The sequence below is a fragment of the Actinomadura citrea genome (genome assembly GCF_013409045.1).
GTDB lineage: Bacteria > Actinomycetota > Actinomycetes > Streptosporangiales > Streptosporangiaceae > Spirillospora > Spirillospora citrea.
In genome coordinates this window covers 4,085,843-4,099,914 of sequence record NZ_JACCBT010000001.1, presented here as the reverse complement: position 1 = coordinate 4,099,914, position 14,072 = coordinate 4,085,843, and the positions used below count along the sequence as shown (strand labels likewise).

Annotated in this window: 9 protein-coding genes; 2 read left to right on the top strand and 7 right to left on the bottom strand. The window is 72.2% G+C overall.

All coding sequences use genetic code 11. From position 1 onward, the window contains the following. Nucleotides 1–250 precede the first annotated feature (250 nt). From BJ999_RS19255 to BJ999_RS19230, 6 genes are all read right to left on the bottom strand, one after another. Entirely contained in the window at nt 251–925 is a 675-nt protein-coding gene (locus BJ999_RS19255; protein WP_179834572.1) for a response regulator transcription factor, read from the bottom strand. Continuing rightward, entirely contained in the window at nt 916–2,715 is a 1,800-nt protein-coding gene (locus BJ999_RS43630; protein WP_179834571.1) for a sensor histidine kinase, read from the bottom strand. The genes BJ999_RS19255 and BJ999_RS43630 overlap by 10 nt, the downstream gene beginning before the upstream one ends. 312 nt (nt 2,716–3,027) lie before the next feature. Then, a complete protein-coding gene (locus BJ999_RS19245) occupies nt 3,028–3,708 on the bottom strand; it encodes a GntR family transcriptional regulator (RefSeq protein ID WP_179834570.1) in 681 nt (226 codons plus the stop codon). Between the two features lie 171 nt (nt 3,709–3,879). After that, nucleotides 3,880–5,055: a DNA polymerase IV gene (gene dinB / locus BJ999_RS19240; protein ID WP_218935132.1), complete on the bottom strand. Its 1,176-nt coding sequence runs from the start codon at nt 5,053–5,055 to the stop codon at nt 3,880–3,882. Nucleotides 5,056–5,158: 103 nt separating this feature from the next. Beyond that, on the bottom strand, nt 5,159–8,083 hold the full coding sequence (locus BJ999_RS19235; RefSeq protein ID WP_229810547.1) for a glycoside hydrolase family 48 protein: 2,925 nt from the start codon (nt 8,081–8,083) through the stop codon (nt 5,159–5,161). 110 nt (nt 8,084–8,193) lie between these two features. Continuing rightward, the gene (locus BJ999_RS19230; protein WP_179834568.1) at nt 8,194–9,231 is read right to left on the bottom strand and encodes a LacI family DNA-binding transcriptional regulator; all 1,038 of its coding nucleotides are present in this window, start codon (nt 9,229–9,231) and stop codon (nt 8,194–8,196) included. A 292-nt stretch (nt 9,232–9,523) separates the two neighbouring features. Between BJ999_RS19230 and BJ999_RS19225 the strand changes: the two genes are divergently transcribed. After that, on the top strand, nt 9,524–11,017 hold the full coding sequence (locus BJ999_RS19225; protein WP_179834567.1) for a cellulase family glycosylhydrolase: 1,494 nt from the start codon (nt 9,524–9,526) through the stop codon (nt 11,015–11,017). A 41-nt stretch (nt 11,018–11,058) separates the two neighbouring features. Then, entirely contained in the window at nt 11,059–12,789 is a 1,731-nt protein-coding gene (locus BJ999_RS19220; RefSeq protein WP_276514112.1) for a glycoside hydrolase family 6 protein, read from the top strand. Nucleotides 12,790–12,922: 133 nt separating this feature from the next. Here the strand turns inward: BJ999_RS19220 and BJ999_RS19215 are convergent, their stop codons facing one another. Next, nucleotides 12,923–13,990 (bottom strand): lytic polysaccharide monooxygenase, encoded by a 1,068-nt coding sequence (locus BJ999_RS19215; protein WP_179834566.1) that lies wholly within the window; start codon nt 13,988–13,990, stop codon nt 12,923–12,925. Between the last annotated feature and the right edge of the window lie 82 nt (nt 13,991–14,072).

The window sequence follows — 14,072 nt, the reverse complement described above, 5'->3', positions numbered from 1 at the left end:
CCGGATGTGCGCGCAGGGCGCCGCCGGGAGCATGGGATCGTGCCGGGAACGGCCGCGTCACGAGCCCGAGGACGGGCCCGTGGCGCATCGCGGTGGCGTGCGGGGGCCACCACCGAGGTCACCTGACGCGACCGGACTCGCACAGGCAGTTTTCCCCACCGCCGCACCGCCGCGCGAGGGTCTGTTACCCGATCGATGCGTGGGACGCGGGTGGACGCGATGACCGCGCTACCGGGGTGTCCGGTTGCGGTCAGCGGGTCTCGGCAGCGCGCAGCCACGTCAGGACGGCGAGCACGCGCTTGTTGCTGTCCTGGGGACCGGGCGGCCCGCCGGGCGTGGTGATCTTGAGCTTGGCGAAGATGGCCCGCACGTGGTCCTCGACCGTCCGGGCGGACAGGTGCAGCCGCTTTCCGATGCCGGCGTTGGAGTGGCCTTCCGCCATCAGCCCGAGGACCTCCCTCTCGCGCCCCGACAGCCTGGACAGCTCCTGCTCGCGGTGCCGCGCCTCGACCAGCCTGGTCACCACGTCGGGATCGATGACGACCTCGCCGCGCATGACCCGCTCCAGCGCCGAACGCAGGTTCTCCACATCCGTCACGTGGTCTTTCAGCAGGTATCCGACGCCGCGCGGCCTGCCGCGGAACAGCTCCATCGCCTGCGGGGTCTCGTTGAAGGCCGACAGGACCAGGACGCCGAGGCCGGGGTGGCGCTCCAGGAGCCGGCGTGCCGCGACGACGCCCTCGTTGGTGAACGTGGGCGGCATGTGCAGGTCGAGGATGGCGACGTCCGGCGGATCGTCGGCGACGCGGGCCAGCAGTTCCTCGCCGGAGCCGGCGGAGGCCACCACGTCGATCCCGACCGTGGTGAGAAGGGTGACCAGAGCCTGCCGGAAGATCCCGCTGTCCTCCGCCACGGCTACTCGCATGGAAGGTCCATCCTTACCGTCATGCCCGCGCGGGGGCCGCCGCCGACTTCCACCTCACCGCGCAGCGCCCGGATCAGGCCGGACGGACCGGCCAGATCGGCAACGGGGTCGGCGGGGTCTCCGGGGCGGGCACCGTCGAGCCCGATCTCGGCGAGCACCCGCCCGTCCTCCTCGCCGACCCACACGGAGATCCGGGTGGCACGCGCGCGCTCGACAGCGTACGACAGCGTCTCGCACAGCGCGGAGTAAAGCGTGGACTCGATCTCGCGGGAGAACCGGCGCGGCGTGACGTCGAGCGCGACCCGGGTGCCGAGCCGCTCGGCGACGACCTCCAGCGCCGGGCCGAGACCGTGCTGGACGAGCAGCGCCGGCTGCACCTCTCTGGCCAGCGCCCGCAACTGGGCGAGGGCCTCCCTCAGCTCGGCGCGGCAGGCGCGGGCGTGCTCCTTGACCGCCGGGTCGCCGGTGACGGCCTCCAGCGTGCCGAGCATCGCGCCGACCGCCAGCAGCCGCTGCTGCGCGCCGTCGTGCAGGTCGCGGCCGAGCCGCTCGCGCTCGGCGGTCTCGGCCCGCACGAGGCGCCGGTAGGCGGCCCGGACCTGTTCGAGGCCCGCCTGCACGCCGGCCTGCAGCCGCGCCGTCTCCAGCGCCCGGCCGCCCGCGACGAGCGCGGCCTCCACGAGGGAGCCGTGGTCGCGCAGCGCGCCGCCGAGCTCAACGACCGCGAGCGGCTCCCCGGCGGCGCCGCGCACCCTGTGCCGCCAGCGCCCGCCGTCCTCCGCCGGGCCGTCCGCGCCACCGGTCTCCGGGCCCAGGTCGACCGAGTGCCCGGCGATGTCGACGTAGACGCCCTCCGTCGGCGCCCAGAACCAGAGCTCCAGGGTCGGGTCGTGCAGGACGTCGCGCAGCGCGTCGCGGACCCGTTCCACCGACACCGGGGCGGTCAGCCGGAGCATCCGCCCCGCGACGGTCAGCTCGGCGATGCGGACCCGCAGCCCGGACGCCAGCAGCGTCAGGGGGACGAGGACGACGACCGCGCCCTGGATCACGTAGACGCGCAGCAGGTCGTCCAGCGGGATCGACGCCTCCATGATCGGCTTCTGCGTGAACGCCGCCGAGATGCCGACGAACCCGATCGCGACCGTCACGGGCAGGGCGAGCAGGCGCCGCAACCGGCCCATCCGCGGCAGCCGCACGAGGAGGACGACGGCGAACGAGAGGGCGAGGAGGAGGTACAGGGCGGCGGAGACCTGAAGGACGACCTTGAAGGTGTCCAGGTCGGGGTAGAGGGCGGGCCACCACACCGACTCGCCCCGGAACGCGGCCCATTCCGGCTCGGACGTGACCCACAGCGCCGTGGGGCAGCCCCACAGGATCAGGCACGCCATGACCGTCCAGATCCGGTCTCCCAGGTACTCCAGCCGCCCGCCCGGGTAGAGCAGGACGCCGACGGCGAGGGCGAGGTAGAAGTCGGCCTGGGCGTAGGGCGACATGATGGGCCCGATGGTCGCGTCCCAGCTCGCGGCCCAGTTGACCGCCCAGAACACCGACGCGGCCGCGAACAGCAGCCCGGTGCGGCGGGTGCGCGGCCCGGTCGCGAGCAGCACCCCCACCACGGCGATGGCGGCGCAGCTGGCCAGCGTGGTCGCCGCGGCGGCCGGATGGTCCCGCCAGTACGGCCAGCCTGCGAGGAGCGCCAGCCCCGCGACCGCCGCCCCGGCGACGAGGGCGCGCCTCGCCTCCGTCCCGAACCACGGCGGCGACCTGCGCCTGCGTGGCGCGGAAATCACCACGACCATCCTTTCCATGCTGGGACCTCGGCCCCCGTCCCGCCACCGCGAACCCACGGGAGGCGGGTCCGTGCTTTCCCGGGGCCGCGACGGCCGTGCGCCCCTCGGCGGGCGCACCGGCATCCTCCCGACTCGGGGCGCACTCCCGAAGGGGCGTTATCCGATCGATGCGCGAGCCGTTCCGGCGATCCCGTCCCTGCCTCGCGGGACTCCGGGCCCTGGCTATGGGACCATCCACGGCGGCTTTCCCCTGACGCGGGACACCGCCGTGCTGCCCTGCGGATCCGGGCGTCCTCCCGCCGGATCGCAGGTCTACTTGTGCGGGACGGGATGCGCGCCGTGGAGGGCGTCGGCGGTGGCGCTCTTGTGGGCGCAGGCGATGCGCTCGATCTCGGCGGGGCCGGCGCCGCCGGTGACGAGGTCGAGGATGTGCCCGTGCTCGGCCACGGAGCGGCGGGCGCGGCCGGGGGCGTAGCCGAAGGTCGAGCGGCGCATGTGGTCCAGCCGCGTCCACTCGGCTTCGAGCAGAGAGCGCAGGTGCGCGTCCGGGCAGTGCTCGTAGATCGAGAAGTGGAACGCGCGGTCGAGCGCGGTGAACGCGGTCGGGTCGAACACCTCCAGCGCCTCCACCATGCGATCGTTGATCTTGCGGGAGGCGGCGATGTGCGCGGCCGTCATGAGCGGTGCGGAGATCGCGGTGGCGTAGCCCTCCAGCCGGGCGAGGACTTGCAGCGTGTGCTCGACCTGCTCGGCGTCGAAGACCGCGACGCGGGCGCCGACGTTGCGCACCACCTCCACGAGCCCGTCGGACTGCAGCCGGCGCAGCGCCTCGCGCAACGGGATCGTGCTGACCCCGGCCTCCTGGGCGAGCTGGTTGATGACCAGCCGGTATCCGGGCACGTAGGTGCCTTCGAGGATGCGCGACCGCAGCAGCTCGTAGCAGAACTCGGCCTTGCCCGCCCTGGTCTGGTCCTGCTTCTTCGCGGCACCCACCCGGTTCTCCTCACCCTCGGCCCGCACCGCCCGGACGTGTTCGCCGGGCCGGTCACCGCGACAGCGCGTCAATCATTCTCTCCGACGACGAAGACGAGAAGAACCTTCGCGTTCGACGGACCGCCCTCGAACGGCGTCGCGCGACGCCTGTACTCCGGCGGGCCGTGCCGGTTAGTCGGGCAGCAGCGGCACCGAGTCGCCCTGGTCCCGGCCGAGAAGGACGGCGCGGGTGATGGCGGACGAGCCGAACCGGTCCCGGACGCCGTCCACCGCGCCGTCCACCGCCATCGCCTGGTCGAACGGCAGGGTGAGCTGGACGGCACGGTCGTCGTGCAGGTTGCCGAGCGAGAGGCCGATCAGCGTCAGGCCGCGCTCGTCGATCACGGGCACGGCGGCGGCGAGCAGGCCCCGCGCCGCCGCCAGGAGCACGGAGGTCTCGGCGGTGGCCTGGGCCAGCGTGTGCGAGCGCGTGGCCCGGGCGTAGTCGCCGAACCGCAGCCGGAGGGTGACCGTCCGGCAGACGCGGCGGGCCTTGCGCAGCCGTCCGCCGAGCCGGTCGGCCAGCCCGACGAGCATCACGTCCAGCTCCGCCGCCGAGCGTTCGCGGCGGCCGAGCGCCCGCTGCGCCCCCATCGACCGCCGCCGCACCCCCGTCCGCACGGGGCGCGGGTCGCGGTTGTGCGCCAGGGCGTACAGGTGGCGGCCCGCCCCCGGGCCGAGCATCGACACCAGCGTGGACTCCGGCATGCCGGCCACGTCCCCGACCGTCGCCACGCCGAACCCGGCGAGCTTGGCCGCGGTCGCGGGCCCCACGCCCCACAGCCGCCGCACCGGCAGCGGGCGCAGGAACTCCAGCTCGCCGTCCGGCGGCACCACCAGCAGCCCGTCGGGCTTGGCGACGCCGCTGGCGACCTTGGCGAGGAACTTGGTGCGGGCGACCCCGACCGTGATCGGCAGCCCGACCTCCTCGGCGATCTCGCGCCGCAGCCGGACGGCGACGTCCACCGGCGGGCGGCGCAGCCCGTCGGCGTCGAGGAACGCCTCGTCGATCGACAGGCCCTCCACCAGCGGCGTCGTGGCCCGGAACACCGCGAAGACCGCCTTGCTCGCCGCGCTGTAGGCGCTCATGCGCGGCGGGACGACGACCGCCCGCGGGCACAGCCGGCGGGCCTGCCCGCCGCTCATCGCCGTCCGCACGCCGCAGGCCTTGGCCTCGTAGCTCGCCGCCAGCACCACGCCCGTCCCGACGATCACCGGCCGCCCCCGCAGCGCGGGATCGTCCCGCTGCTCGACCGACGCGTAGAACGCGTCCAGGTCGGCATGCAGGATCGTCGCACCATCGGACACGAACATATGTTCGCATATTCGGCCGTCGCTCCTGGTGGCGGGCCCCTGGGACGAGCGGAGGGCCCGTCGCGACGAGCGTCGCGACGGGCCCTCGTGCGGGTGGTCACTCGTTGAAGAGGCGGCCGTAGTCGGCCATGGCCAGGGCTATGTCCGCCTGGGCCCAGAAGCGGTGGTAGGTGAACGCCGGCGCCGTGGAGCTCTGGCCGCTGGCGTACGCCCACACGCGCGCGTAGTCGGGGTCGCTCTTGTAGAAGGAACGGATGGACATGAAGGTCGAGCTGGAGTTGATCGGGTCGCCGTTCGGCATCGTGCCGCTCCAGCCGGAGGGGACGTAGACCGGGTCGGTGAGGCGCTTGTAGTCGGACCTGGTCTCCTGGACGGAGACGCCCTTGGCGTCGGTGTGCTTCCAGATGGCGTCGAGCAGGTCCTTGGCGGCCTGCTTGGCGGCGGTGTCACCGGACTTGGCGGCGTAGTACGTCAGGGTCTTGGCGTACGCGGCGGCCACGCCGACGTCGTCGGTGTAGTCCTGTACCGAGACGTGCAGACCGGCGTTGGCGGGCGGCATCCCGGTGGAGCCCGACCAGTTCGCGTCCGGCTGCCCCGTCCACTTGAGGGTGGAGGGGATCTTGATTCCGCCCGTGGACGGGTCGACCGTCGTCTGCGACAGCGCCCAGGAGACCCACTTGTCGAGGATCGCCTTGGCGGACGCGTCGCCGGTGACCTGGTAGTACTCGGCCACGCGCTCCATCGACCACGCCTGGAAGCCGAACCACTGGTTGCTCGGCGGGTCGTGGTAGACGGGCTGCCAGTCGTAGGCCATGCCGAAGAACTCGGTCAGGCCGGCCGGGGGCGTGCTGTAGCTGCCCTCCCAGCTGTTGGTGACGCCTCCGGCGATCGCGCCCTCGGCGGACTGCAGCCACCTGTAGAGCTGGAGTTGCCGGGTGAGGCTCTTGCCCCAGTCGGCCTTGGCCGTCGCGCCCTTGGGCGCGAGCGCGGCGTCGTTCACCAGGGCGTAGGCGGCCAGGGGGTTCTGGTAGCCGAAGTGCGAGGCGCCGTCGCCGATGCGCCACGCCCAGCCGGCGCTCGTGTCCGTCGCGCCGCCCCACGCGTAGTACCAGGACAGCAGGTAGTGCTCGCTGTCCTTGCCCGACCCGGCCGGGCAGGACGAGGGCGAATGGCAGTCGCCGATCTTCTTGAAGTACTTGTCGAAGAACGAGTAGCGCAGGTAGTCGCCCATCTTGCCCGCCTTGGCCACGGTGGCCGAGACGTCACCGGACCTGCCCTGGTCCTTGGCCCAGGCGTTCGCCCAGTACGCGGCCTGGATGGCGCGCGCGTCGGCGTCCGGCGCGTCGGTGAACTTCCACTGCTTGGCGTAGGCGGAGTCCTTGATGAACAGGTCGAGATAGCCGTTGGTGCCGCCGAAGGCGAACTTGTCGCACGTCGGCTGCGGGACGGTCTCGAACACCGACTCCTGCGCCCCGCGCTGGTAGGTGTTGATGTAGGAGGGGCCGTCAGCGCTCGGACCCTGCTCGCAGCCGCCGCCGGGCGTGTTGCCGTACCCGTAGACGTTGTCCACGTCCTGCAGCCAGTGCATGCCGTAGATGTCGTCGGTGCCGTAGGCGGACTTCAGCTCGCTCGCGATCGGGTCCTGGCCGACCGGGACGCTGCCGTCGATCAGTGACGGGTAGTCGCTCACGGCGGCGTGCTCGGCGGCGTAGGTGGCGGGCTTGGAGGCGTTGTAGAAGGAGTTCGTCGGCTGGTCCGCGTGCGTCGGGATCATGTACTTCTCCATCAGCGCCCAGGAGGCGTTGAAGGGGGCCCAGTTCTGCGTGACCTTGCCGTACATGGCCTCCAGCCAGATGAGATAGCTGTAGGCCTCCGACGTCGTCTCGTGCCCGTGGTCGGGGGCCTCGACCATGAACGTCTCCACCGAGTGGTACGGGATGCCCTCGGGGCTGAAGTAGCCGTTCGCCGGATCCTTGATCTTGTTGTACTGGTCGAGGAAGCGCTGGGTGTAGGTGTCGCCGGAGGTCGCCACCTCGGTCGCGTTGACCTTGGCCGCGGCATGGCCGGGCGCGGCGGAGGTGAACGTCGCCTGGCCCGTCCCGGAGGCGTCCGCGGTGATCGTCACGTTCTGCGCGGTGGACCAGTTCTGCGGCGTGAAGGTCAGCGTCCCGCCGCCGGTCACCGACAGGCCGGAGTTGCCCGCGGTCCGGGTCGTCGTCACGGTCACCGTCGCGGACGGGGCCTGCGACAGCTTGACCGCGTACGCGGCCTTGGCGCCCTGCGCGACGGTCAGCGCGGCGGGGCTCGCCACGACGCTCGCCGCCGCCGTCACCGTGACGCCCACCGGCGCGGACTCGGCCGTCGCGCCGGTGCTGTCGGTCACCTTGGCGTAGATCGAGTACGAGCCGCCCGCGGTGGGCGTCCAGCTCAGCCCGTACGGGGCGGTGGTGTCGGCGGCGCCGAGCGACCCGTCCTGGTCGAAGAACTCCACCTTGGAGACGGTCGCGCCGGAGCCGGCCGCCGCGGTGGCGGCGATCGGCACCGCGGCGCCCACCGAGTACGTCGCGCCGGCGGACGGGCTCGTCAGCGCCACCGTCGGGGCGGACGAGCTCTGGTTGCACGGCGTGCCGTTGAGGCTGAACGCGGTGGGGTCGGTGTTCGTCCCGCTGTAGGTGAACTGCGCGCCGACGTTCACCGAGGCGCCCGAGGCGAGCGTCCTGTTCCAGTTCTCGTTCTCGACGGTGACCTGCTGGCCCGACTGCGACCACTTCGCCGACCAGCCGCTCGCCAGCTTCTGGTTCCCCGAGTAGGAGTAGGTCAGCTTCCAGCCGTCCAGCGCGTCGCCCTGGTTGGTGATGTCGATGCTCGCGGTGAAACCGCTGCCCCAGTCGTTCTTCTTGTAGACGACCTTGCACGCCGCTGCGGCGGCATGCGCCGGGGCCATGACGCCCAGGCCGCCGCAGAGCAGGGTCAGCGTCGCGCCCACGGCCGTGAACGCGCGCCATCGTTGATGTCTTCTCACCTGTGTTCCTTCCAGTCGCGCCCGGCGTCCGGGCGTGGCGGTCTCCACCCCCGGCGGAGCACGGCGGTGGTGGTGATGGGGTGGGCGGGGGCCACGCCGGCCCCGGTCCGTCAGCCGGACTCCCGGATGATCAACTTGGTGCGCAGCACGACGCCGCGCTCGGTGTTCGGCCTGCCGCCGGTGCAGGCGCGCAGCTCGCGCGCCAGGCGGGCGCCAAGGTCCTCGGCCGGCTGCCGGACGGTCGTCAGCCGGGGGCGTACCTGCTGGGCCACCGGGGCGTCGTCGAACCCGACGACCGCGACGTCGTCGGGGACGCGGCGGCCCGCGCGGCGCAGCGCGCTCAGCGCGCCGACCGCCATCTGGTCGGACGCGGCGAGCACGGCGTCGACGTCCGGCCGGCGCTCCAGCAGGCGGCGCATCGCCCGCTCACCGGACAGCCGGCCGAAGTCGCCCTGGCAGACCAGCCCGTTGACGCCCATCCCGGCCTCGCGCGCCGCGAGCCGGTAGCCGGCGAGCCGGTCGACGGCGGCGCCCATGTCGGCGGGCCCGGCGATGGTGCCGATCCGGCGGCGGCCCGAGGCCAGCAGGTGCCGGACGGCGGCATGCGCGCCGCCCCGGTTGTCGACGTCGACGTAGGGCAGCGCCACCTCGTCGAGGGGGCGCCCGGCGAGCACCACGGGAGCGCCGGCGGCGGCCTGCACGAGCGGGGCGACCTGGTCGCGGCGGGCGCTGACGAGAAGCACGCCTTCGGCCCGCCCGCCGCGCAGGTAGCCGGTGGTCGCCCGCCACTCGTCCGCCCGGCCGGCCATGAGGACGACGAGCGGCGCCCGGCCGCCGAGCTCGCGGCGCAGGCCCCACAGCAGGCGTGCGAAGAACGGGTCGCCGAGGACGCGGCAGCCGTCCTCGCAGACGACGGCGGCGATGGTGCCGGACGACTCCCGGTCGGGAGGGCCGCTGCGGCGCCGGACGTAGCCGAGCCGCTCGACCGCCGCCTCGACCTGGAGGCGGGCCGCCTTGCTGACGCGCGCGGACCCGTTCAGCACGCGGGACGCCGTGGCCGGCGACACGCCGGCCAGCTGCGCGACATGGGCGAGGGTGGGCGGTCGGTCGGGGAGGGCGGGGTCGTGCGGGGGGTGGGTGACGGTCACGCTTGCGGCACTCCCTTCGGGGGTTCCCGGCCTTTCGAGGGGGTGGACCGGGTCGGGAGTAGTGGGAGCGCTCCCAAGAATCTGATCGGACGCGCATCGTGTCAAGGGTCGCGACGAAACCGAATTCCGGGTCGCCCGCACCCGCCGCTCACCGCGCGCGCAAGGCGCCGTGAAAGTTCGTGAAAGGAATGGAACAAGGCTTCCCTCCCCCGTCCAAGGCGTTCTACGTTCACCGCAGTCCAGGAGTGGGAGCGCTCCCAAGCCCCATCATCCGACGTGAAGGCGGAGATCCATGAGATCGCTTTCCCCGCGCACCGCCGCGGTGGCGGCGCTGACCGGCGCGATCTGCGCGGCGGGCTCACTCGTCGCGGGCACCGGGACCGTGCTCGGCGCGCCGCCCGCCCGCGCCGCCGTCGCCTGCGAGGTCGGCTACACCACCAACGACTGGGGCACCGGCTTCACCGCCGCCGTCACGATCACCAACCGGGGACCGGCCGTGAACGGCTGGACGCTGACGTACTCCTACACCGGGAACCAGCGCCTCACGGGCGGGTGGAACGGCCGGTGGACGCAGTCGGGCACGACCGTCACGGTCGCCAACGAGAGCTGGAACGCGGCCCTCTCGACGGGCGCGTCCGCGCAGGCCGGAGCGCAGTTCGCCTACAGCGGCACGAACGCGGCGCCGACCGCTTTCGCGCTCAACGGGACGGCCTGCAACGGCGGCGGCGAGCCCACCACCGATCCCCCGACCACTCCCCCGCCCGGCGGACCCGCCCCCAAGCTGAAGGTCTCCGGCAACACGTTCGTGAACGCCGCCGGCGCCGCGGTGCGCCTTCGCGGGGTGAACCGCTCGGGCGGCGAGTTCGCCTGCGTCCAGGGCAACGGGATATGGGACGGCCCCATGGACGCCGCCTCCGTCGCCGCGATCAAGAACTGGAACGTCAACGCCGTCCGGGTGCCGCTCAACTCCGACTGCTGGCTGGGCTTGGACAACGTCGATCCCGCCTACCGCGGAACCGCCTACCAGAACGCCGTCAAGAATTACGTGGGGCTGCTCGAAGAGAACGGCATCACCCCCATCCTGGAACTGCACTGGAGCCGCGGATTGTGGACCGGCTACGACAGCCATTGCCAGACCGCGGCGGCGGAATGCCAGAAACCGATGCCGGACGCCCAGTACGCACCGGAATTCTGGAAGCAGCTCGCCGCCGCCTACAACGGCGACACGGCGGTCGTTTTCGATCTGTTCAACGAGCCTTACCCGAACAACCTCCAGGTCATGGACTACGCCCAGTCGTGGAAGTGCTGGCGTGACGGCGGCTCGGCCTGCACGGGCCTGACCTACGAGGCGGCCGGGATGCAGGACCTCCTCGACGCCGTCCGCTCGACCGGCGCGCAGAACGTCGTCATGGTCGCGGGCAGCAGCTACTCCAACGACCTCGGCCAGTGGCTCGCCCAGAAGCCGTCCGACCCCACCGGGAACCTGGCGGCCGCGTGGCACTCCTACAACTTCAACTACTGCAAGGACGCGTCCTGCTGGGACCAGCAGATCGCCCCCGTCGCCGCGCAGGTCCCGCTCGTCGCCGGCGAGATCGGCGAGAACACCTGCGGCCACTCCTACGTCGACTCGCTCATGACCTGGCTGGACGCGCGCGGAGCGTCCTACCTCGGCTGGACGTGGAACACCTGGGACTGCTCCAGCGGCCCGTCGCTGATCAGCTCCTACGACGGCACCCCGACCGCCTACGGCGCCGGGCTGCGCGACCACCTGCGCTCCGCTCCCTGACCCCCGATGGAAGCCCACCCCAACCAGATGGAGGAATCCGGATGAAACACCCCTCCGCGCGCAGCGGCCGCGGCGCCCGGCGCCGCGGCGCGGCGGCCGCCTCGGCGGCCGTGCTGCTCGCCTCAGGCATGGTCGCGCTGGCCCAGGCCCAGGCCAGCGCGGCCGCCGGCTGCAAGGTCGACTACACAACCAACGACTGGGGCACGGGCTTCACCGCCTCGGTGACGGTCACCAACCTCGGCGACCCGATCAGCGGCGGCTGGACGCTGGAGTGGGACTTCGCCGGTGACCAGCAGGTGACCTCCGGCTGGAACGGGACGTTCACGCAGTCCGGCAAGCACGTCACCGTGAAGAACCCGAGCTGGGCCCAGACGCTGGCGACCAACGCGACGGCCAGCCCCGGCTTCCAGGGCACCTACTCTGGCGCCAACCAGGCGCCGGCGCAGTTCAAGCTGAACGGGACCCTCTGCACCGGGTCGGCGGGACCGACCGACCCGCCCACCGACCCGCCGACCGATCCGCCCCCGGGCAACCGCGTCGACAACCCCTACGCCGGGGTCAAGGCGTACGTGAACCCCGAGTGGTCGGCCAAGGCGGCGGCCGAGCCCGGCGGCAGCGCGGTGTCCAACCAGTCGACCGGCGTGTGGCTGGACAGGATCGCCGCGATCCAGGGGACGAGCGGCTCCATGGGCCTGCGCGCCCATCTCGACGAGGCCCTCGAACAGGGCGCCGGTGTGATCCAGCTCGTCGTCTACGACCTGCCCGGGCGTGACTGCTCCGCGCTGGCGTCCAACGGCGAACTCGGGCCGGACGACCTCGACAAGTACAAGACGCAGTTCATCGATCCGATCGCCCAGATCCTCGGCGACGCCAAGTACGCCGACCTGCGCGTCGTCACGGTCGTGGAGATCGACTCGCTGCCGAACCTCATTACCAACGCCGGGGGCCGGCCGACCGCCACTCCGGACTGCGACACCATGAAGGCCAACGGCAACTACGAGAAGGGCGTCGCCTACGCGCTGCAGAAGCTCGGCGCCATCTCCAACGTCTACAACTACCTCGACGTCGGCCACCACGGCTGGATCGGCTGGGACGACAACTTCGCCCCGACCGCGCAGCTGCTCGCCACCGTCGCGCAGGCGTCCGGCTCGAAGGGCAACGTCGCCGGGTTCATCACCAACACCGCCAACTACGGAGCCTTGCAGGAGCCGTACTTCACCATCAACGACGCCGTGAACGGCACGTCCGTCCGGCAGTCCAAGTGGGTCGACTGGAACCGGTACGTCGACGAGCTGTCCTACGCGCAGGCGTTCCGGCAGGAACTCATCAAGGACGGGTTCGACTCGGGCATCGGCATGCTGGTCGACACGAGCCGCAACGGCTGGGGCGGCGCGAACCGCCCGACCGGGCCCGGCCCGAAGACCACCGTGGACGCCTACGTGGACGGCAGCCGTACCGACCGGCGCATCCACCTCGGCAACTGGTGCAACCAGGCGGGCGCCGGTCTCGGCGAGCGGCCCAAGGCGTCCCCCGCCGCCGGCATCGACGCCTACGTGTGGATGAAGCCCCCGGGAGAGTCGGACGGCGCCAGCAAGGAGATCCCGAACGACGAGGGCAAGGGCTTCGACCGGATGTGCGACCCCACCTACACCGGCAACCCGCGTAACAACAACAACATGAGCGGCGCGCTGGCGGACGCCCCGCTGTCCGGGCGCTGGTTCTCCGCCCAGTTCCAGGAGCTGCTCAAGAACGCCAACCCGCCCGTCCGGTAACCGGCCACCACGGAAACGGCCCCGTGACCCGCTCCGGTCACGGGGCTTCTCCCATCCTGGAGGCGGTGCCCCGGAAAGGAAGCGGCCCGCGGCGTCCCCTGTCGGACGCCGCGGGCCACGTTCTGCTCGGGCCTCAGGAGGTCATGCAGTGGGGTTCGAGTGCGGTCGGCGAGCCCGGCGCCTTCACCGTGAACCCGAACGTGGTCGACGCGCCGACGGCGAGGGCGCCGTTGTAGTTCGCGTTCTTGACCGTGACGTCCGGGCCGGACTGCGTATGGCTGCCGTTCCACAGACTGTCGACCGTCTCGCCGTTGGCGAAGGTGAAGTGGGCCATCCACCCGCCGAGCGGGAGCGTACCGGTGTTGGTGACGGTGATCTCGCCCTGGTAACCGCCGTTCCAGCTGCCGACGGAGCGGTACCCGGCCTTGCAGACCTTGCCGGGGTCGCCGGGCGGGTCGGTGGGCGGGTCGGTCGGACCGCCGCCGTCCTCGCCGACGCCGGTCACCTCCCCGTTACCGCCGTCGAAGACCACGTCGGAGCAGCCGTAGAACGTCTCGTTGCTGTCCGAGCGCTGCCACACGGTGTAGAGGAGGTGGCGGCCGCTCTTGCCGGAGGGCAGCCTGGCGTTCCAGTGGTAGTAGGCGTCCTCGTTGCCGGGCGAGCCGACGCTCGGGGGGTCGGTGACGCTGTAGAACGGCTGGTCCTCCAGGTCGTCCCAGCTGAGGGGCCTGGTCGGGCTCCAGCTGTCCTTCGTGATGTAGGTGCGGAACGTTCCGGGATGGGCCGCCCACTTGTTGTACCGGAACTCGATGTCGGCGCCGGAGGTCAGGTGCGTGACCGGCCAGTCGTCGCGGGCGAGGTCGTAGCCGCTGAAGTCGTAGACGACCGCGCCGCCGCTGCACGGCTTCCCGTCGGGGATGAAGCCGCGGGTGCGGCCGGCCCCGTCCGAGCGCAGGACGGCGAACCAGTTGTAGAGCGAGTTGGGGCCGCTCTGCGCGACCGCCGCCGCGCAGGCCGGGTTGTGCGGGACGATCTGCCCGGTCGGGCTCAGGCCGTCCTTCCAGCACAGGTAGGTGCGGCTGCCGGGCACCATCATCGCGCCGTGCGCCGACGCCGGCGCGGCCGTCAGCAGCGCTCCGGCGATCATCGCGGGTCCGAGCACCGCGCCCGCGGCCAGTGCCCTTCGTCTTCGCCTGCCCATGGTCCTCCTGTCACCGGGCCGAGGAGAGTGCCGTCCAGCGGACGCTAACTCGGCCCCGGGCGGCCCGTGAACGGGCCTTTCA

What these genes read in the sequence shown, in the direction of transcription:
- BJ999_RS19220 (WP_276514112.1), top strand. Translation starts at nt 11,059, where the DNA reads ATGAAACACCCCTCCGCGCGCAGCGGCCGCGGCGCCCGGCGCCGCGGC.
- BJ999_RS19255 (WP_179834572.1), bottom strand. Translation starts at nt 925, where the DNA reads ATGCGAGTAGCCGTGGCGGAGGACAGCGGGATCTTCCGGCAGGCTCTG.
- BJ999_RS19215 (WP_179834566.1), bottom strand. Translation starts at nt 13,990, where the DNA reads ATGGGCAGGCGAAGACGAAGGGCACTGGCCGCGGGCGCGGTGCTCGGA.
- BJ999_RS19225 (WP_179834567.1), top strand. Translation starts at nt 9,524, where the DNA reads ATGAGATCGCTTTCCCCGCGCACCGCCGCGGTGGCGGCGCTGACCGGC.